Below are 17844 nucleotides of genomic sequence, written 5' to 3'. Positions count from 1 at the left end.
CACGTGGACTACACGAGGTGGAACAAGACGCGGGCAAGCGGGGTCAGCGGGCGGCTTCGTCCCGGACGGCGGCGATGTGGTTGCCGATCACGGTGTGCAGGGCGTCGGTGTCACCGGCTTCGAGCAGGTCGCAGATGCGTTCGTGCTCGGCGAGGATGATCGGCGGGCGGACGGTGTTGTCGCGCAGCGCGGTGTTGACCATCCGCAGCTGGCGGTCGCGCAGGCCGGAGTAGAACTCGGCCAGCAGGGCGTTGCCCGCGGCCTCGACGAGGGTGGCGTGGAACTCGCGGTCGAGCCGGGTGAAGCGGGCGGTGTGCTCGGGCAGGGACACCGTGCGCTGCTCGTCGAGGACGGCCCGCATCTTGGCGGACACCTCGCGGTGCGTGCCGGCGGTGATGATCTTCGCGGCGGCGTGGCGCTCCAGGAAGATCCGCGCCTCGGCGATGTCGTGCACCTCGTTCGGGGACACCGGGACGACCAGCGCGCCGCGTTTCGGGTAGAGGCGGAGCAGGCCCTCGGCGGACAGGCGGAGGAACGCCTCGCGGACCGGGGTGCGGGACAGCTCCAGCGCCTCGGCGACCTCACCCTCGCTGATCAGCCGCCCACCCTCGAGGCGGCCGTCCAGGATGCGGTCCTTGGTCCACTGGTAGGCCCGGTCGCCGGCCGCCTGTGAGCGGTCCCTCGTTGACATGGCCGCATCGTAGCCACGACGCTGATAGATACAAGATAGATGCAACAGGAGGTGATCCGGTGGCCGCGGGCAGGGCTTGGCTGATGTGGGGGCTGGGGGCGCTGTGCTACCTGACCGCGTTGTTCCACCGGATGAGCCTCTCGGTCGCCGGGCTCACCGCGCAGGAGCGGTTCGCCATCGACGCGACCGGGCTGGCCGCGTTCTCCGTGGTGCAGCTCGTGCTCTACGCGGTGCTGCAGGTGCCCGTCGGGGCGGCCGCCGACCGGTTCGGGCCGCGGCGGCTGCTGTCGCTCGGGATGGCGCTGATGGCCGCCGGGTCGATCGTGTTCGCGCTGGCCACGGCCTACCCGGCGGCGATGGCCGGGCGGGCGCTGATCGGCGCCGGTGACGCGTTCCTGTTCGTCAATGTGCTGCGGCTCGCGCACAACTGGTTCCCCGGCCGCCGGTACGCGCTGGTCGCGGCGCTGACCGGGATGATCGGCGGGCTCGGCCAGCTGATCGCGACCGCGCCGCTGGCCGCCCTGCTCACCGGGTTCGGGTGGACGCCCGCGTTCCTGGTGGCCGGCGTGATCACCGCGGTGCTGCTGGTCGCGGTCGGGATCGCGCTGCGCGACGGGCCGTCGGAGGTCGCGCGGGAGGAGCCGCGGGAGCCGTTGCGGGTCAGTCTGCGGCACGCGTGGCGCAACCGCGGGACGCGGCACGCGATGTGGACCCACTTCACGCTGATGGGCGCGTTCGTCACGTTCACCGCGGTGCTCGGGCAGCCGTACCTGGTGCACGCGCAGGGCCGGACCCCGGCGGCGGCGAGCGCGTTGCTGACCGTGGTGGTGGCCGGGTTCGTGCTGGCCGGGACGTTCGCCGGGCAGCTGGGGTCGCGGCGGCCGGGCCTGCGCGGGCCGATGGTGGCCGTCGCCGCGGTGGGGAGCGTGGCGTGCTGGGCGGTGCTGGTCGTGGTGCCCGGTCCGCTGCCGGTGGCCGCGCTCGGGTCGGTGCTGTTCCTGATCGGCGCCGCGGGCGCGGTGAGCATGCTGGCGTTCGATCTCGCGCGCTCGGCGAACCACGGTCACCAGGCCGGGGTCGCCAGCGGCGTGGCGAACATGGGCGGGTTCGCGTTCGCGGTGATCGCCGAGCTGGGGGCCGGCCTGCTGCTGGACGAACTGCTGCGGCACGGGGTGGCCGCGCCGCTGGCCTACCGGCTGTCGTTCCTGGTCGCGCTGGCGATGGGACTGGCCGGCACGGTGCGGCTGGTGACGCTGCACCGGCACGCCGGGGTGCGTTCCCCGCACCCGGAACGCGTGCTCGAACCCGCCTGAAGCCCGGCCGCACGGGGAGTGCGGCCGGGATGCGTCAGCGGGGCCAGGCCGACGCGCGCCAGGCGCCCGAGCCCGGCTGCGGCAACGGGCGCCGCACCAGGGAGGCGCGGTCGGCCCAGAACGACGTCCGCTCCGGCTTCTCCGGCTCCTCGCCAGGCGCGGACGCCGCGGCGGCCACCACCGCGGTCAGCGCCGCCAGCTCGGTCTCGCTCGGGTCGCCGCGCACGATGCGCAGCAACGGCCGGGCGGGCGGGGTCTCTTCGGGCTCGCTCATCGGTCCCCCTTACAGCGGGATGTTGCCGTGCTTCTTGGGCGGCAGCGTCTCGCGCTTGTCCCGCAGCATGGACAGCGCCCGGGCGACGTGGCCGCGGGTGTGCGACGGCACGATCACCGAGTCGACGTAGCCCCGCTCGGCGGCCTCGTAGGGGTTGAGCAGCGTGTCCTCGTACTCCTGGATCAGCTCCGCCCGCAGCGCCTCGACGTCCTTGCCCTCCTCGGCGGCCTTGGCGAGCGTCTTGCGGTGCACGATGTTCGCCGCGCCCTGGGCGCCCATCACCGCGACCTGCGCGGTCGGCCACGCCAGGTTGATGTCCGCGCCCAGGTGCTTGGAGCCCATGACGTCGTACGCGCCGCCGTAGGCCTTGCGCGTGATGACGGTGACCAGCGGGACCGTCGCCTCGGCGTAGGCGTAGATCAGCTTCGCGCCGCGGCGGATGATGCCGTTCCACTCCTGGTCGGTGCCCGGCAGGAAGCCCGGCACGTCCACGAACGTCAGCACCGGCACGTTGAACGCGTCGCAGGTGCGCACGAACCGCGCCGCCTTCTCCGAGGCGTCGATGTCCAGGCAGCCGGCGAACTGCGTCGGCTGGTTGGCGACCACGCCGACCGCGTGCCCGTCGACCCGGCCGAACCCGACGATCACGTTCGGCGCGAACAGCTCCTGGACCTCCAGGAACTCGCCGTCGTCGAGCACGCGGGTGACGACCTCGTGCATGTCGTAGGGCTGGTTCGGCGAGTCCGGGATCAGGGTGTCCAGCTCGAGGTCGGTCTCGGTCACGCCGTCGGCGATCGACCCGTCGACGGGCTCCGGCGGGTCGAACACCGGCGGCTCGGACAGGTTGTTCGACGGCAGGAAGGACAGCAGCTCCTTGACGTAGGCGATCGCGTCCTCCTCGTCGGTGCCGAGGTAGTGCGCGTTGCCCGACTTGGTGTTGTGCGTCCGCGCGCCGCCCAGCTCCTCGAACGTGACCTCTTCACCGGTCACGGTCTTCACCACGTCCGGGCCGGTGATGAACATGTGCGAGGTCTGGTCGACCATCACGACGAAGTCGGTCAGCGCGGGGGAGTAGACGTGCCCGCCCGCGTTGGCGCCCATGATCAGCGAGATCTGCGGGACCACGCCGGAGGCCTTCACGTTGCGGGTGAAGATCTCGCCGTAGAGGCCGAGCGAGACCACGCCCTCCTGGATGCGCGCGCCGCCGCCCTCGTTGATGCCGATGATCGGGCGGCCGGTCTTGATCGCCAGGTCCATGACCTTGACGATCTTCTCGCCGTACACCTCGCCGAGCGAGCCGCCGAACACGGTCACGTCCTGGCTGAACACGCACACCGGGCGGCCGTCGATGGTGCCGTACCCGGTCACCACGCCGTCGCCGTACGGCCGGTTCTTCTCCTGCCCGAAGTTCGTCGACCGGTGCCGCGCCAGCTCGTCCAGCTCGACGAACGACCCGGGGTCGAGCAGCAGGTCGATCCGCTCGCGGGCGGTCTTCTTGCCCTTCGCGTGCTGACGCTCCACGGCCCGGGCGGACCCGGCGTGCACCGCCTCGTCGTTCCGGCGGTACAGGTCGGCCAGCTTCCCGGCCGTGGTGTGGATGTCCGGCTCCTCCGCCGGAGGCGTCCCGATCGGCTCCGTCGCGCTGCTCATGACGGGAGCCTATCTACTGCGCAAGGGGCGCGTGTGTGGCGTGAACCTCACCTGGCGAACCGCGACCACGCGTCCAGCAGCCGCCGGGCCGATCCGCCGACCGGTCCGACCGCGTCGGCCAGCGTCTCCGCGTCCGGCAGGTGGGCGCCGTTGATCGCGTCGACCGCCTGCCCGGCGTCGGTGATGGTCGACGAGCAGACCGACAGCAGGTAGTCCGGCACGGTCAGCGCCGGGTCGGTGCAGCCGACCACCGGCGTGCCGACGGCGGTGACCAGCGGGAACACCGTGCCGGGAATGCCGATCGCGGCTTCCGCGCGGGCCGAGGCATGCACCGAGGGCACGTCGCTGATCTCGTAGCGGTCCCACAGCGAGCGGTCCTCACGCGGGTGCAGGCCGACGAGGATCCGCTTCCCGGCGGCCGCGAGCTTCTCCGCCGAGGCGAGCAGCAGTTCGGTGCCCGGTGCGGCGGCGCCCGTGCCGTCCGGGTGGGTGACGCTGGTGAGCACCAGGACCAGGCCGGGTTCCGGTGCGCGGACGGGGAGGTTGTCGGTCTGCGGCGAGCCGACGATCCGGATGCGCCGCCGGGTGCCGAGGTAGGCGCCGAACGCGCGCGCCTCGGCGGGGGAGGACGACGTGATCAGCCGCGGGTGCAGTTGCTTCGCGCGCGGGGCCTCGACCGGCTGCTGGTAGGCGAGCGAACTGGCGACGAGGGGCAGGTGCCGGAACCGGGCCGCGCAGTCGGCGGGCCAGTCCCCGGCGCCGGTGACGACGAGCAGGTCCGCGCGTGGGGCGGTGTCCGGGGTCGCCACGGGCACCGGGTCGCCGGGGGTGACGCCGGTGCGGTCCGGCACCAGCTGGGTGAGCCGCCAGCCGCGCCGCGCGGCCTCCGCGAGCAGCGGTTTCACGTGGTAGGTGCCCCACGGTTCGTTCGTCGCGATCAGCACGCGCGGGGCTCGGGACGCGCTGGCGGTTCCGCCACCGAGGGCGGCGAGCGCGAGGGCACCGCCGAGGACCGCGCGCCGGGACACCGGGTTCGTCATGATCGACAAGCTAGGCGCCGCGGGCGGCGGTCAGGTGAACTCCGGATGTCAGCCCCGCGTCACCTGTTCGGCGTAGTGCTTCGTCAGTTCGGCCGTGCGGTCTTCCGGCCAGGGGCAGCGGATGTCGCCGAAGGTGGCGGCGAAGAACAGCTCCAGGTGGGTGTGCCAGGCGGCGAGGGCCTCGGCCCGCAGATGCGCGAGCACGACCGGGACGGTGTGCGTCAGCTCGATCCGCGTGCCCAGCTCCTGGTCCGCCACGACCTCGAAGCGGACCCGCCCGGCCGGTGCGCCGTCGTGCAGCCACTCGTACTCCAGCACGTGCGGTGCCGACGCGGTGACGACCCGGCCCGCCGGGACGTAGCCGTTCGTGGCCGGCAGCGGGGCCGGGTCGCCGGGTTGGACCGTGCCGTCCTCGGTGAGCAGCCGCCAGATCTCCTCGGCCGGCTTCCAGACCAGGTCGCGCGCGAACCGCAACTGGTAGCCCTCCGCGGTGTCGTGGACCGAGCCCTCGCCGAGGCCGAACTCCTCGGTGTAGCGCTCCACCTCCGCGAGCCAGTCCGGCTGGGGCGGGGCCTCGGTGCCGTCCAGCCGCGCGGTCAGGCCGTCGAGGCAGACGTTCCAGCCGATGGCGTTGCGCCCGGCGGACAGCCGCCCGACGTCGCCGCCGCCGATCGTCTGGGTGAACACCAGCAGGCAGCCGTCACCGTCGGGCACCAGCTCGAACCGCAGCACGTCGAGGTTCCAGCTGAAGGCGAACACCTTCGGCGGGTCGAACTCCAGGACCTCGCCGGTGCCGCCGTCGTCGACCGGCGCTTCGTCGGGGAAGACGAACCGGATGGGCGCGCCGATCCGCGCTTGCGTTTCCACGCGCGCCGGGAACCAGTGCGCGAGCTCGGCCGGGTCGGTGATGGCCCGCCAGACCTTCTCGGGCCGGTGCCGCAGCCGCCGTTCGAAGCGCAGCACGGGTTTGCCTGCGATGGTGCGGAATTCGGTCACCGCGGATCCTCCATCGAGTCCAGGTGGCGTTCGAGGGCGTCCAGGCTGGTGTGCCACATGCGCCGGTAGGGGGCCAGCCACGCGTCGATCTCGGCGAGCGGTTCCGGGCGCAGCCGGTACCAGCGGCGTTGCGCGTCCTGCCGGACCTCGACCAGCCCGGCCTCGCGGAGCACCTTGAGGTGCTTGGACACGGCGGGCTGGGTCAGGCGCAGGCGCTCGACCAGGTCCCCGACCGGCCGCTCGGACGTGCGGAGCAGGTCGAGGATCTCGCGTCGCCGTGGCTCGGCGAGCACCTCGAACGTTGATGCCATATGAGGAATATAGCCAGTGTGGAATATAAGTCAAGTGGACCGCTGGTAGTCGCTCGGCGCCTCCCGTGACATCGATGTTCCCCAGGCGCCCGGAAGTGCCTTCTTCCGCGGCCGCGAAGGCTTCGGTGCCCGGAGGAGAAGCTCATCCGGATGAGCTCGACCGCGGACCGCGCGAAGTGCGCAACCTGCGCCGGGACCCGCGCGCGGTGCTGCACGTCGTGGCGCCGCACGGGATGGCGTACGTCGACGTGTCGCCGGTCAGCACCGAACCGGGGGATGCGACCGGGCGGGAGATGGCCGAGTACGCCAGCCGGTTCGAGGACCCCTACGTCGACCTCGACCGCTTCTACCAGCGCATGGTCGACGAACAGCGCGTGGTGGTCCGGCTCCCGGTGTCGCGGGTGTACGCCCTGCCGCCGGGCGCCCTGCCCGTGCCGGATTAGAGGCCGAGGCCGCGCAGCAGGATGGCGAACCCCTGCCGGAACTCCTCCTCCGGCGGGATCGACCTCGCCTGCGCGGCCGTTTCGGAGAGGATCGGGAACTCCTCGGGCGGCAGCTCGGCCAGCGCGGCGGTGCCCGGGCCGGACAGCGCCCCGAAGTGCTCGACCTGCAGCGCGCCGAACACGTACCCCATGATCGCCCGGAACGCGATCGCCCGGCGCTTGCCGGTGATGCCCGCGTCGGTCAGGACGCTCAGCATCGTCTCGCCCCACCGCGTCGAGCTGGGCGCGCGGTGGCGGTGGATCAGCAGCAGCGGCACGACCGCCGGATGCCGCGACACCGCGACCCGGACCCGGTCGGCCAGCACGCTCAACCGCCTGCCGGCCGAGCCGCGCGGCACCGTCAGGTCGATCGCCCGCAGCACCAGCTCGACGACCAGCCCTTCGAGCTGGTCGCGATCGGACACGTAGCGGTAGAGCGACATCGTGCCCATGCCGAGTTCGCCGGCGACCGTGCGCATCGACAGCGCGTCCAGTCCCTCGCGGTCGAGCACGGCCAGCGCCGCGGCGGCGATCTGCTCGGTGGTCAGCGAACGGGGTCGTGGCATGGCGTTTGACAGCGTACAGGATACGCGCATACGGTCGTAGGCGTACACCGCACGCCTACGAAGGGATTCCCCGATGCGTGAGTTCGAGCTGGTGACCGTCACCGGTGAGCGGGTCCGCGTGCCCGACCCGGGGCGCCTGGTCCACCTCCAGTTCCGGAGATTCGCCGGCTGCCCGATCTGCAACCTGCACCTGCGCTCGGTCGTGCAGCGGCACGACGAGATCACCGCCGCCGGCATCCGCGAGGTGGTGTTCTTCCACTCGCCCGCCGACGAGCTGCGCGACTACGACCTGCCGTTCGCCGTCGTCGCCGATCCGGAGAAGCGGTACTACCGCGAGTTCGGTGTGGAATCGGGCCGCCGCGCGCTGCTGCACCCACGCACGTGGGGTGCGATCCTGCGCGGCTCGGCGCTGACGCTGCTCGGCAAGTACCGGCCGCCCGCGGCGCGGCAGGAGGGCGGGCGGCTCGGGCTGCCCGCGGACTTCCTGATCGACCCCACCGGCCGGGTGATCGCGGCGAAACACGGCGAGCACGCCTACGACCAGTGGCCGGTCGACGAGCTGCTGGACATCGCGCGCACGGCGGTGGTCCGGTGAAGCACGGGCTGATGCTGTTCACCGACTCCTTCGGCAGCGACGCGCCGTCGACGGACGTGCTCGGCTGGGCGCTCACCTACGCCGCCGAGGCCGAACGCGCCGGCTGGGACGAGGTGTGGACCACCGAGCACCACTTCACGACCGCGGTGCACACGCCCTCGGCGGTCGCGATGGCCGCGTTCCTGCTCGGGCGCACCGGCCTCGGCGTCGGCACCGCCGTCGCGGTCCTGCCCAACCACCACCCGGTCGCGCTCGCCGAGCAGACCGCGCTGCTGCACCACGTCGGCGACGGGCGGTTCACGCTCGGCGTCGGACGCGGGCAGCCGCGCGGAGACCTGGAGGTGTTCGGCGACGGCCTGGCCGGGTACCGCGACATCTCGGGCAGGCTCGCGCTGCTGGAGTCGGCGCTGCGAGCGGGCGAGTTCGAGGAGGTGCGGCTGGTGCCGGACGTGCCGGAGCGGCCGCCGCTCGCGTTGTCCGCCGCGTCGGTGCCCACCGCGCGGCTGGCGGGGCAGCACGGGATCCCGCTCATCCTCGGCCCGTTCGTGAGCCTCGCCGACAAGCGCGCGATGCTCGACGCGCACGCGGAAACGGCGGCCGGGCACGGGCACCGGATCGACCCGGCGGACCACATCGACTCGACCTACTTCGCGATCGCCGACACCACGGACGCGGCGCGGGAGCTGCTGATCGACGGGCTGCGGGCGCAGTTGCTGCGCGGCGCGCCGGGCACGCGGTCGCTGGTCGAGCAGCCGGAGCTGACCGCCGAGGGCGCCGACGCGATGGCGCGGAAGCTCGCCGCCAACGTCGTCGCGGGTGATCCGGACGAGTGCGCCCGGCAGTTGCGGGAGCGGGAGGAGCTGCTCGGCACTGGGCGGATCATCCTGATGCCGGAGGGCGCGGGTTCGGTCGAGGCGGTGCTGACCACCGTGCGGCGGGCCGGTGCGGAGGTCTTCCCAGGTGCGTGTCGCCCCGCTTGAATCGGGTGATGAGCACAGGCGGCTTGTCCGAAGCCCGGCTGGACCGGCTCCACGACGTGATGGCCGGTTACGTGGAACGCGGCGAGGTCCCGGGGGTGATCACGCTCGTCGAACGCCACGGTGAGGTGCCGGCCGGCGGGTGCTGACCCGGATCGACGGACCGCTGGCGGAGACGGTGCCCGCCGGGCGGGCCATCACGCTGCGGGACCTGCTGACCTTCCGGATGGGGTTCGGCCAGCTGTACCTGCCGGAGGAGCCGCCGATCGTGCGGGCGGCGAACGAGGCCGGCATCGCGATGGGGCCGCCGAAACCGTCGGAGATGCCGGAGCCGGACGAGTGGATGCGCCGGCTCGGCTCGTTGCCGCTGATGTGCCCGCCGGGTGGCCGCCGGCTCTACGGCACCGGCTCGGACGTGCTGGGCGTGCTACTGGCGCGGGTGGGCGGTGCGCTGGAGGAGGTGCTGCGCGAGACCGTGCTGGACCCGCTGGGGATGGACGACACCCGGTTCACCGCGGACGCCGAGCGGCTGGTCACCTCGTACGGCGGCGACCTGACGGTCGTCGACCCGCCGGATGGCGAGTGGTCCCGCCCGCCCCGGTTCCCGTCCGCGGCGGGCGGGCTCGTGTCCACAGTGGATGACCTGCTGCGCTTCGGCCGGATGATGCTCCACTTCGGACGGTTCGGCAGCGAGCGGGTGCTGGCGCGGCCCACGGTCGAGGTGATGGTGACCGACCAGCTGACGCCGGGGGACAAGGCGGTGTCCGGCTTCTACCCCGGCTACTTCGACACGCGCGGCTGGGGATTCGGCCTGTCGATGACGACCGCGCGCGACGGCATCGCGTCGGTGCCCGGCCGCTTCGGCTGGGACGGCGGGCTCGGCACGTCGTGGTTCTCCGACCCGGCGGAGGACCTGGTCGGGATCCTGCTCACGCAGAAGGCCGGGTTCCCGCAGGACAGCAACCTGTACCTGGACTTCTGGACCTCGGTGTACCAGTCGATCGCCGATTGGGGAGTCATAGCGGGCGGCGCGTGTGGCCAGAGGCCCGCAGCTGGATCAATTACCGGGCACTCGCCAGCGCGGCCTCCTCCTCGGGGGTGAGCCCGGCCTTGCGCGGGCGGTCCAGGCCGCGGGCGCGTTCCTCGTCGAGCGCGGCGTGCACGGTGTCGGCGAGCGGGCGGATCTCCAGCCCGGCCGCGCGTGCCGCCGACGCGTCGTGCGCGGCGAGGCCGTGGTGGCTCTCCGGCAGCCACAGCGGCAGCGACTTCGGCCCGGACCACGGCTGCACACCCGCCGCCAACAGGGCCTCCTCGGCGACCGGGACCAGTTCGGTGCCGGGCGGGGCGACGAGGTCCGCGATCTCCTCCAGGACGGGGCCGAGCGGGGTGGTGGGGCTGACCGCGTCGAAGGCGCCGGTGAGGCGCTGCTCGCCGGCCGTCACGATCCACGCGGCGAGGTCGCGCACGTCGATGTGCTGGAACGGCTGCTTCGGGGTGTCCGGCACCACGACGCGTCCGCCGCGGGTGAAGCGAGCCGGCCAGTAGCCGAAGCGGTCCATGTAGTCACCCGGCCCGGTGATCTGGCTCGGTCGCACGATGAACAGCCGGTCACCGAGTGCGTCGCGGGCCGCGTGCTCGCAGGCGACCTGGACCCCGCCGTAGACCTCGGGCGTCATCTCCGCCAGGTCGATCCGGTCGCGTTCGATCGGGTCGTGCTGCGGGGAATCCGCGGTCTGGCCGAGCGTCGCGGTGTCGGCGTAGGTGTTGATCGTGGAGACGTACGTCCAGTGCCGCGTGGTGATGGTGCGCAGCGCGTCCCGGACCCAGCGCAGCCCGGTGTAGGCGATGTCGACCACCGCGTCGAAGCGCTCGCCGGCCAGGACGTCGATGGAGCCCGGCTCGTCCCGGTCGACACGCACGTGCCGCGCGCCCTCCGGCACGCTCCCCGACACCCCGCGAGCCGCGCACACGACGTCGTGGCCGCGCCGGACCGCTTCCGCCGCAACGGTTTTCGACAGGAACGACGTGCCACCCAGAACGAGAACCCGCATGTGATCGACTTTGCCCGAGAACGGCCGCGCGGGCCAGGAATTTCGCCCAGAGCGAGATCAGCCCAGCGGGGTGAGCAACCGGTGCGGTTCACGCAGGGCGACGCTGACCGGATCGTCCCGGTAGTCGGGTTTGGCGCCCGGGCCGAGGCTCACCACCAGGTCGGCCGGGGCCGGCACCGACTGACAGCGCGGGCACAGCCCGGACGCGGTCACGGTAGTGCCGCAGGCGGCGTGGCTGAAGACGCGCCGGGGCCCGGCCGGGGGCCCGAACTCGTGCTCCCCCCACTGCGCCAGGGCGAACACCGCGGGCCACAGGGCGATCCCGCGCCCGGTGAGGACGTAGTCGTGGCCGGACGGGCGCGGGCGCCGTTCCAGCAGGCCCGCGGCGACCAGGGATTTCAGCCGGTCGGTCAGAACGGCGCGCGGGATGTCGAGGTGCGCGCACAGGTCGCCGAACCGCCGGACCCCGTAGAAGCAGTCCCGCAGGACGAGCAGCGTCCACCGCTCGCCGACGACCTCGAGAGCCCTGGCCAGTGAGCAGTCCTGGGTCGCGTAGTCCTTGCCGAGTGCCACGCGCCCCAGCTTACCGCCTGGTTCAGTTATTGAACTTCTCCTGCTAGGGTCCGTTTCAGTTCAATCACTGAACTGGAGGGGTGATGGCAACTCTGGTGATCGCCAGCGCGGCGGCGTTCCTGGTCCTGGTGAACTTCACCGCGCCGCTGGCCACGCTCGGCGAGATCGCGGGCGCGCTCGGCGCGGGGCCAGCCGGGCAGACGTGGATGCTCGGGAGCATCAGCCTCGGCCTGGCCGCGGCGCTGCTGATCGCCGGCGGTTTCGCCGACACGTTCGGTCGCAGGCGCGTGTTCGTGCTGGGCGGATCGGGGCTCGCGGTGGGCAGCGTGCTGTGCGCCGTCGCGCCAGTGACCTGGATGTTCGTGCTGGGGCGGATCGTGCAGGGCGTGGCGAGCGCGGCGCTGCTGGTGTCGAGCCTGGGACTGCTCGCGCACGCCTACCCGGCCGGGGCGGAACGGGTGCGGGCGACCGGGTGGTGGGGCGCCATGCTCGGCGGCGGGATCGCGGTCGGGCCGGTGCTGGCCGCGCTGCTGACCGCTCCGGCGGGCTGGCGGTCCGTCTACTGGCTGATCGCGGTGCTCGGCGTGGCGGTGGCGGCCGGAGGTGCGCGCCTGGCCGAGTCGCGGGGGATCCCGCGCCCGACGGACTTCGCCGGTCTGGTGACGCTGGGGCCGGGGATCGCGTTGCTGGTCGCCGCGCTGACCGAGGCGCGCGCGGGGTGGGGAGCCGCCGTGCTGGCCTGGGCGGCGCCGGCGGTGGTGCTGCTGGCCGCGTTCGTCGTGGTCGAACTGCGGTCCGCCGAGCCGATGATCGACCTGCGGTTGTTGCGTGCGCCGGCCTTCCGCGCGGCGACGGCGGGGGCGTTGACCAGCGGGATCGCGGTGGTGTCGTTCATGACGTACCTGCCCGGCCTGCTGCACCGCCTGCTCGGGCTGACCCCGCTGGCCGCGGCCGCGGTGGTGTCGATCTGGTCCGGGGTGTCGTTCGTGGTGGCCGCCCAGGCGCGGCGGGTGACCGCGTGGCTGGGCGACCGCCGCCAGGCGGCGCTGGGACTCGGGCTGTGCGCGGCCGGGGAGCTGGCCACGCTCGGGCTGACCGCGCAGTCGTCGTGGTGGCATTTCGCGCCCGGCCTGGCGATCGCGGGCGTCGGGACGGGTTTGTGCAACGCGGCCCTGGCGGGACTGTCGGTGCGCACGGTGCCGGCCGACCGCGCCGCGATGGGCACCGGGGCGAACAACACGGCCCGGTACGTCGGTTCGGCGCTGGGGATCGCGCTGGTCGCGGTGGTGCTGGCGGCCGCGCCCGGCACCGCCGGGGTGAACTACACCGCGGCGATCACCGGCACGCTGGCCCTGCTGGGAGCCCTGATGACCGCGGCGAGCCGGGAGCGAGCGCCGGCGCGGGTGGGTTCGTAGGGCGCAGCCGCGCTACCGGGTCAGGAGGTCGCGCAGCGCCTTGATCACCTCGGCCGGCCCCTCCTCCGCCATGAAGTGCCCGGACGTGACCGTGCGGTGGTCCAGGTCCGGTGCCCAGGCCCGCCACAGCGCCTCGGCGTCGAAGCCCAGCGCCGCGCCCCAGTCCTGCTGCAGCACGGTCACCGGCATTGCCAGGCGGCGGCCGGCCTCGCGGTCGGCGGTGTCGTGCGTGATGTCGATCGTCGCGGTGGCGCGGTAGTCGGCGACGATCGAGGTCACCGCCTCGCGGGACGCGCGCAGGTACTCGGCCCGCACGTCCGCGGGGATGGCGTCCGGGTTCTGCGTCCAGGCGTCCAGGAAGTAGCCGAAGAACTCGTCGGGCACCGCGCCGATCATCTTCTCCGCCAGCCCGGGCGGCTGCGCCATCAGGTACAGGTGGAACCCGACCGCCGCGCTCGCGCCGTGCATCACGTCCCACATGTCCAGCGTCGGCAGCACGTCGAGCGAGGCCAGGTGCGTCACCGCGTCCGGGTGGTCCAGACCGGCCCGGATCGCGACCAGCGTGCTGCGGTCGTGCCCGGCCAGCGCGAACCGCGGGTGCCCGAACGCCCGGGCCACCGCCACGACGTCGGCCGCCATCGTGCGCTTCGAGTACGTCTCGCCGGTGTCCGCGGGCTTGTCGCTGTCGCCGTAGCCGCGCAGGTCCGGCACGATCACGGTGTGGTCGGCGGCGAGGTCGGCGGCCACGTGCCGCCACATCAGGTGGGTCTGCGGGAACCCGTGCAACAGCACGATCGGGCTGCCGGAGCCGCCGATCGCCACGTTCAGTGAGACGCCCTCGGCGACGGAAACCCGCTGGTAGTCGAATCCGGTGATCTGCATGAACCGAGCGTGCACCGGCCGGATCAGCAACGAATCAGCACGCGCTGAGCGGTTACAGTGCCCGGTGATGGGCTCGTCCGTGCGGTTCGCCGTGCTCGGGCCGCTGGTCGCCGAGACCGAGCACGGTCAGCTCGACCTCAAGGGACCGCGGCACCGGGCGGTCCTCGCGCGCCTGCTGATCGCCCGCGGCCGGGTGGTCCCGGTCGACCGCCTCGTCGACGACCTGTGGGCCGACCCGCCGGACGGCGCGGTCGGGGCCATCCAGACGTTCGTCGCGGCGCTCCGCCGCGCGCTGGAACCCGACCGGCCGCCGCGTGCCCCCGCGCGGCTCCTCGTCACCACCGGCTCCGGCTACGCCCTGCGCGCCGAGGAGGTCGATGCCTGGCGCTTCGAGGAGGCGGTCACGAAGGCCGCGGATCTGGCACCCGCGGCGGCACTGTCCGTTGTGGACGAGGCGCTGGGCTGGTGGCGCGGTCCCGCCTATGCCGAGTTCGCCGACCAGGGCTGGGCCCGCGCGGAGATCGCCCGGCTGGACGAGTTGCACCTGCTCGCCCTCGAACGCCGGGCGGAAGCGTTGCTGGGACTCGGGCGCGCGGCCGAAGCCGTGCCCGGCCTGGAGGCCCACACCGGCGCGCATCCGTTGCGGGAGGACGCGTGGCGGCTCCTCGCGCTTGCGCTGTACCGGGCCGGCCGGCAGGGCGACGCGCTCGCCGCGTTGCGCCGGGCGCGGCAGGTGCTCGCCGACGAACTGGGCGTCGATCCCGGTCCCGCGCTGCGGGTGCTGGAGGCCGGCATCCTCGCCCAGGCGCCCGCGCTGACCGCCGCCGTGCCCAGCAGCCTGGTCGGACGGGATGCCGAACTGGCGCGGCTCACGGAGGCCGCCGGACGGGCGCGGCTGGCCCTGATCTCCGGCGAGGCCGGCGCTGGCAAGACCGCGCTCGCCGAGGCGTTCACCGCGTCGATGGAGGCCCGCGGGTGGACCGTCGCGTGGGGCGTCAACCCGGAGCACGAAGGCGTGCCCGCGGCGTGGCCGTGGACGCGGATCCTCGGCGCGCTCGGCATTTCCGTGCCGGACGAGCCGAACCGGTTCCAGTGGCACCGGGCGGTGCGCGAGCAGCTCACCCGGCGGGGGAAGTTGTTGCTGGTCCTCGACGATCTGCACTGGGCGGGGGAGGAAACCCTGGCCCTGTTGTCCGCGTTGGTCACCGATCCGCTGCCCGGGCCGGTGCTGATCGTGGGCACGTACCGCAGCACGGACGTCGCGCCCGGCCTCGCTGGTTTCCTGGGCAGGATCGCGCGCGCCGAGCCGGTGCGGATCTACCTCGGCGGGCTGCGGGCGGAGGAGGTGCCCGCGCTGGTGCGGGCCACGACGGGGCGGGAGGTCGACCCCGGGACGGCGCGCACCATCTACGAGCGCAGCGGTGGAAACCCGTTCTTCGTGCGGGAACTCGCGCGGGTGCTCGACACCGGGGGCGCGCTGTCGGCGGTACCCCCGGGCGTGCGCGACGTGGTCCGGTACCGGGTGGCGCAACTGCCGGCGGCGGTGCAGGCGGTGCTGCGGCAGGCCGCGGTCATCGGAACGGAGATCGACCTCGATTTGCTACCCGCGGACGCTGCGGCGCCCACGGCCGGGCGCGGGCCGGGCGGGTTCCGTCGTGATCTGCCGCCCGGGGATGCGGGCGGCGTTTCGGAACTCACTGCCGGGCGCGGAGCGGGCCGGGGCCTTCCGCCCGGTGACGCGGCTGAGGCTTCGGAACTCACCGCCGGGCGCGGGCGGGGCGGGTTTCGTCGTGACCTGCCGCCCGGGGATGCGGGCGGCGTTTCGGAACTCACTGCCGGGCGCGGGCCGGGTGCGTTGCGCCGTGATCTGCCGCCCGGGGACGTGCTCGACGCGCTCGAACTCGCCGCCGAGCGTGGGTTTCTCGTCGAGCACGGGGCCGGCCGGTTCCGGTTCGCGCACGCGCTGGTCCGCGACACGATCTACCAGGACCTGTCCCAGTCGCGCCGGGCGCGCCTGCACGCGCGGATCGGCGAGACGATCGAACGCCTGCGGCCTGGCGATGTCGCCGCGCTGGCGCACCACTTCCTGCTCGCCGAGGCACCCGAGGCGGTCCGGTACGCGCGGGCGGCGGCCGAGGACGCCGAGCGCCGGTTCGCCCCGCACGAAGCCGCCCGGTTGTGGCAGGCCGCGCTCGATCACGCCGGTGCGGCGGGTGTGTCGGAGCGGCTCGAACTGATCATGGGACTGGTGCGGGCGCTGGCCGTGACCGGGAGGCTGGACCGGGCCCGGCAGCACCGGGCCGAGGCGCTGACGCTGGCCGAGCGCGTCGGCGACCCGGCGCTGACCGCACGCGTGCTCACCGCGTTCGACGTGCCCGCGATCTGGACCGCGAACGATGACCCGGCGCTGGCCCGGCGGATCGCCGCGCTGACCGAGCGGACCCTGGAGGCGTTGCCGCCGGGCGAGGACGCGGTTCGCGCGCGCCTGCTCGCCACCCTCGCCCTCGAACTACGCAACACCGCCGGCGAGCGCGGACCGCGGGCCGCGCGGGAGGCCGAGACGCTCGCGCGGCGCTTGGACGACCCCGCGCTGCTGGCGTTCGCGCTGAACGCCCGGTTCATGCAGTCGTTCGAGCGGGCGGGGCTCGCGCCGGAGCGGGCCCGCATCGGGCGCGAGCTGGTCGAGCTGGCGCAGCGCCACGAGCTGGTGACGTTCGAGGTGCTCGGCCACCTCGTGCTGATGCAGGCCGACTCGGCCCTCGCCGATTTCCCGGCCGCCGACCGCCATGCGGAGGCGGCCGACCGGCTCGGCGAGAAGCACGAGATCCCGCTGGTCGGCGTCTTCACACAGTGGTACCGGGCGATGCGGGCGTCCGCCACCGGACAACCCGCCGAAGCGGCGTACCGCGCCGCCGCGGCCCGGCTGGCCGGCACCGGGATGTCCGGTGTGGACAGTGGGATTCTCGGCTTCGCCCTGCTGAGCGACCGCATCCAGCGCGGCGCCGCCGCCGGGGGCGACCTCGACTTCGGCGCCTACGAGCCGTGGTGCCGACCCGTGGTGTCCGACGACGGGTCGGACATCCCGCCCTCCCCGCGGGACCTGCTCTTCGAGGCGCGCACCTGCCTGCACGCGCTGGTCGCGATCCGCCGCGGCGACCGCGCCACGATGGCCCGTCTGCACGCCGAACTGCTGCCCGCCGCGGGCGAACTGGCCGGCGCGGGCAGCGGACTGCTCACACTCGGCCCGGTGGCCCGATACCTCGAAGCGCTGGCCCGCCACGGCGCTGTCTGAAGTGGGGGCCGCGTCTCGTATGTGCGGTGCGGTTTGGACGGGGGATCGCACCGCATGTGGCCGCCGGTGCTCGCCACGGTGCCGTTCGACGCGGGAGCTACGCCTCGCGTGTGGCTGGTGGTGCCCGGCGCAGTGCCGCTTGAAGCGGGATCACACTCATCGCGAGGTCAGCTGTCGTCGCGGTGGCCGGGGGTGCCCGGAGCCGCGTCGTGTGTGTGGCCGGGGGTGCCCAGCGCGGTGGCGTGTGGAGCGGGGGCCGCGTCGTGTGTGTGGCCGGGGGTGCCCAGCGCGGTGGTGTCTGGAGTGAGGGCGCGTCGCGCGTGTAGCTGGGGGTGCCCAGCGCGGTGGCGTGTGGAGCGGGGCCGCGTCGTGCGTGGCCGGGGGTGTCCGGCGCGGTGGCGTGTGGAGCGGGGGTCGCGTCGCGTGCGTGTCTGGGGGTGCCCAGCGCGGCGCTGCCTGACGCGGGATCGCACCGGCGTGTGGTCGGCGTGGGTGACGCGGGCCGCTGGGCGGGGTGCCGCGGTGGCTTTGCGTGGGGTCCGGTTTCGCGTCGGTTGGCGGGGGTGGGTGACGCGGCTCCGATGTGGAGCTGAGTGGATCCACGCCGGTTGAGCTTGCCCCCGTTCGCCGGACACTTCGGGTGTGGGGTCAGTGATCTTGGTCTGACTCCGTGTGCAGGGCTTCAAACGTGACGGGGCTGTGCATTCCGATTTTGGAATGTCTCCGTTTCGGATTA

General features: G+C 73.5%; 18 protein-coding genes. 8 read left to right on the top strand and 10 right to left on the bottom strand.

Features of this window, described 5'->3' with window-relative positions:
* Positions 1 to 43 precede the first annotated feature (43 nt).
* Positions 44 to 691, bottom strand: coding sequence for a GntR family transcriptional regulator (locus tag D0D15_RS27905; RefSeq protein WP_094008901.1), 648 nt, complete (start codon positions 689 to 691; stop codon positions 44 to 46).
* A 59-nt stretch (positions 692 to 750) separates the two neighbouring features.
* Between D0D15_RS27905 and D0D15_RS27900 the strand changes: the two genes are divergently transcribed.
* Positions 751 to 2004, top strand: coding sequence for an MFS transporter (locus D0D15_RS27900; protein WP_233157537.1), 1254 nt, complete (start codon positions 751 to 753; stop codon positions 2002 to 2004).
* Positions 2005 to 2038: 34 nt separating this feature from the next.
* On the opposite strand, the gene D0D15_RS27895 is transcribed toward D0D15_RS27900, so the two are convergent.
* The 5 genes from D0D15_RS27895 to D0D15_RS27875 are packed head-to-tail and all read right to left on the bottom strand — an operon-like array spanning position 2039 to position 6275.
* Complete coding sequence (locus tag D0D15_RS27895; protein ID WP_094008899.1) at positions 2039 to 2278, bottom strand: acyl-CoA carboxylase epsilon subunit; 240 nt, start codon at positions 2276 to 2278, stop codon at positions 2039 to 2041.
* 9 nt (positions 2279 to 2287) lie between these two features.
* Positions 2288 to 3928, bottom strand: a complete 1641-nt coding sequence (locus D0D15_RS27890) for an acyl-CoA carboxylase subunit beta (protein WP_094008898.1) — start codon at positions 3926 to 3928, stop codon at positions 2288 to 2290.
* A gap of 47 nt (positions 3929 to 3975) precedes the next feature.
* The gene (locus D0D15_RS27885) at positions 3976 to 4968 is read right to left on the bottom strand and encodes a hypothetical protein (RefSeq protein ID WP_167481571.1); all 993 of its coding nucleotides are present in this window, start codon (positions 4966 to 4968) and stop codon (positions 3976 to 3978) included.
* Positions 4969 to 5016: 48 nt separating this feature from the next.
* Positions 5017 to 5964 (bottom strand): SRPBCC family protein, encoded by a 948-nt coding sequence (locus D0D15_RS27880; protein WP_094008897.1) that lies wholly within the window; start codon positions 5962 to 5964, stop codon positions 5017 to 5019.
* Positions 5961 to 6275, bottom strand: a complete 315-nt coding sequence (locus tag D0D15_RS27875) for an ArsR/SmtB family transcription factor (protein ID WP_094008896.1) — start codon at positions 6273 to 6275, stop codon at positions 5961 to 5963. The genes D0D15_RS27880 and D0D15_RS27875 overlap by 4 nt, the downstream gene beginning before the upstream one ends.
* A 176-nt stretch (positions 6276 to 6451) precedes the next feature.
* Here D0D15_RS27875 and D0D15_RS27870 point away from each other — a divergent pair, with 176 nt between their 5' ends.
* The gene (locus D0D15_RS27870) at positions 6452 to 6718 is read left to right on the top strand and encodes a pyridoxamine 5'-phosphate oxidase family protein (RefSeq protein WP_233157536.1); all 267 of its coding nucleotides are present in this window, start codon (positions 6452 to 6454) and stop codon (positions 6716 to 6718) included.
* Here D0D15_RS27870 and D0D15_RS27865 read toward each other — a convergent pair.
* Positions 6715 to 7323: a TetR/AcrR family transcriptional regulator gene (locus D0D15_RS27865; RefSeq protein WP_094008895.1), complete on the bottom strand. Its 609-nt coding sequence runs from the start codon at positions 7321 to 7323 to the stop codon at positions 6715 to 6717. The two genes, D0D15_RS27870 and D0D15_RS27865, sit on opposite strands and share 4 nt — an antisense overlap.
* 73 nt (positions 7324 to 7396) lie before the next feature.
* On the opposite strand from D0D15_RS27865, the gene D0D15_RS27860 reads away from it, so the two are divergent.
* Genes D0D15_RS27860 through D0D15_RS27850 form a run of 4 tightly spaced genes read left to right on the top strand, consistent with a single transcriptional unit; the run spans position 7397 to position 9997 of the window.
* On the top strand, positions 7397 to 7918 hold the full coding sequence (locus tag D0D15_RS27860) for a peroxiredoxin-like family protein (RefSeq protein WP_115944871.1): 522 nt from the start codon (positions 7397 to 7399) through the stop codon (positions 7916 to 7918).
* Positions 7915 to 8898 (top strand): LLM class flavin-dependent oxidoreductase, encoded by a 984-nt coding sequence (locus D0D15_RS27855; RefSeq protein ID WP_115944870.1) that lies wholly within the window; start codon positions 7915 to 7917, stop codon positions 8896 to 8898. The genes D0D15_RS27860 and D0D15_RS27855 overlap by 4 nt, the downstream gene beginning before the upstream one ends.
* An 8-nt stretch (positions 8899 to 8906) precedes the next feature.
* A complete protein-coding gene (locus D0D15_RS37310; RefSeq protein ID WP_233157535.1) occupies positions 8907 to 9044 on the top strand; it encodes a hypothetical protein in 138 nt (45 codons plus the stop codon).
* The gene (locus tag D0D15_RS27850) at positions 9038 to 9997 is read left to right on the top strand and encodes a serine hydrolase domain-containing protein (RefSeq protein WP_233157534.1); all 960 of its coding nucleotides are present in this window, start codon (positions 9038 to 9040) and stop codon (positions 9995 to 9997) included. Before D0D15_RS37310 ends, D0D15_RS27850 begins: the two co-directional genes overlap by 7 nt.
* Here D0D15_RS27850 and D0D15_RS27845 read toward each other — a convergent pair.
* Together D0D15_RS27845 and D0D15_RS27840 are read right to left on the bottom strand one after the other, a co-directional pair.
* Positions 9957 to 10946, bottom strand: coding sequence for an NAD-dependent epimerase/dehydratase family protein (locus D0D15_RS27845; RefSeq protein ID WP_094008892.1), 990 nt, complete (start codon positions 10944 to 10946; stop codon positions 9957 to 9959). The genes D0D15_RS27850 and D0D15_RS27845 overlap by 41 nt on opposite strands.
* A 57-nt stretch (positions 10947 to 11003) precedes the next feature.
* A complete protein-coding gene (locus tag D0D15_RS27840) occupies positions 11004 to 11519 on the bottom strand; it encodes a winged helix-turn-helix transcriptional regulator (protein WP_094008891.1) in 516 nt (171 codons plus the stop codon).
* Between the two features lie 83 nt (positions 11520 to 11602).
* Here D0D15_RS27840 and D0D15_RS27835 point away from each other — a divergent pair, with 83 nt between their 5' ends.
* Positions 11603 to 12934, top strand: a complete 1332-nt coding sequence (locus tag D0D15_RS27835; protein WP_094008890.1) for an MFS transporter — start codon at positions 11603 to 11605, stop codon at positions 12932 to 12934.
* A gap of 12 nt (positions 12935 to 12946) precedes the next feature.
* On the opposite strand, the gene D0D15_RS27830 is transcribed toward D0D15_RS27835, so the two are convergent.
* Positions 12947 to 13816, bottom strand: coding sequence for an alpha/beta fold hydrolase (locus D0D15_RS27830; RefSeq protein WP_115944875.1), 870 nt, complete (start codon positions 13814 to 13816; stop codon positions 12947 to 12949).
* A 67-nt stretch (positions 13817 to 13883) separates the two neighbouring features.
* On the opposite strand from D0D15_RS27830, the gene D0D15_RS27825 reads away from it, so the two are divergent.
* The gene (locus D0D15_RS27825; RefSeq protein WP_115944869.1) at positions 13884 to 17108 is read left to right on the top strand and encodes an ATP-binding protein; all 3225 of its coding nucleotides are present in this window, start codon (positions 13884 to 13886) and stop codon (positions 17106 to 17108) included.
* Positions 17109 to 17844 lie beyond the last annotated feature (736 nt).

Source organism: Amycolatopsis thermalba (assembly GCF_003385215.1).
GTDB classification, from domain to species: Bacteria; Actinomycetota; Actinomycetes; order Mycobacteriales; family Pseudonocardiaceae; genus Amycolatopsis_E; species Amycolatopsis_E thermalba.
This window is presented reverse-complemented; position numbering and strand designations above follow the sequence as displayed.

Bases quoted from the DNA above. Each gene is read 5' to 3' on its own strand.
- D0D15_RS27905 (WP_094008901.1), bottom strand. From the start codon at position 691: ATGTCAACGAGGGACCGCTCACAGGCGGCCGGCGACCGGGCCTACCAG.
- D0D15_RS27895 (WP_094008899.1), bottom strand. From the start codon at position 2,278: ATGAGCGAGCCCGAAGAGACCCCGCCCGCCCGGCCGTTGCTGCGCATC.
- D0D15_RS27890 (WP_094008898.1), bottom strand. From the start codon at position 3,928: ATGAGCAGCGCGACGGAGCCGATCGGGACGCCTCCGGCGGAGGAGCCG.
- D0D15_RS27885 (WP_167481571.1), bottom strand. From the start codon at position 4,968: ATGACGAACCCGGTGTCCCGGCGCGCGGTCCTCGGCGGTGCCCTCGCG.
- D0D15_RS27875 (WP_094008896.1), bottom strand. From the start codon at position 6,275: ATGGCATCAACGTTCGAGGTGCTCGCCGAGCCACGGCGACGCGAGATC.
- D0D15_RS27865 (WP_094008895.1), bottom strand. From the start codon at position 7,323: ATGCCACGACCCCGTTCGCTGACCACCGAGCAGATCGCCGCCGCGGCG.
- D0D15_RS27860 (WP_115944871.1), top strand. From the start codon at position 7,397: ATGCGTGAGTTCGAGCTGGTGACCGTCACCGGTGAGCGGGTCCGCGTG.
- D0D15_RS37310 (WP_233157535.1), top strand. From the start codon at position 8,907: ATGAGCACAGGCGGCTTGTCCGAAGCCCGGCTGGACCGGCTCCACGAC.
- D0D15_RS27845 (WP_094008892.1), bottom strand. From the start codon at position 10,946: ATGCGGGTTCTCGTTCTGGGTGGCACGTCGTTCCTGTCGAAAACCGTT.
- D0D15_RS27835 (WP_094008890.1), top strand. From the start codon at position 11,603: ATGGCAACTCTGGTGATCGCCAGCGCGGCGGCGTTCCTGGTCCTGGTG.
- D0D15_RS27830 (WP_115944875.1), bottom strand. From the start codon at position 13,816: ATGCAGATCACCGGATTCGACTACCAGCGGGTTTCCGTCGCCGAGGGC.
- D0D15_RS27825 (WP_115944869.1), top strand. From the start codon at position 13,884: ATGGGCTCGTCCGTGCGGTTCGCCGTGCTCGGGCCGCTGGTCGCCGAG.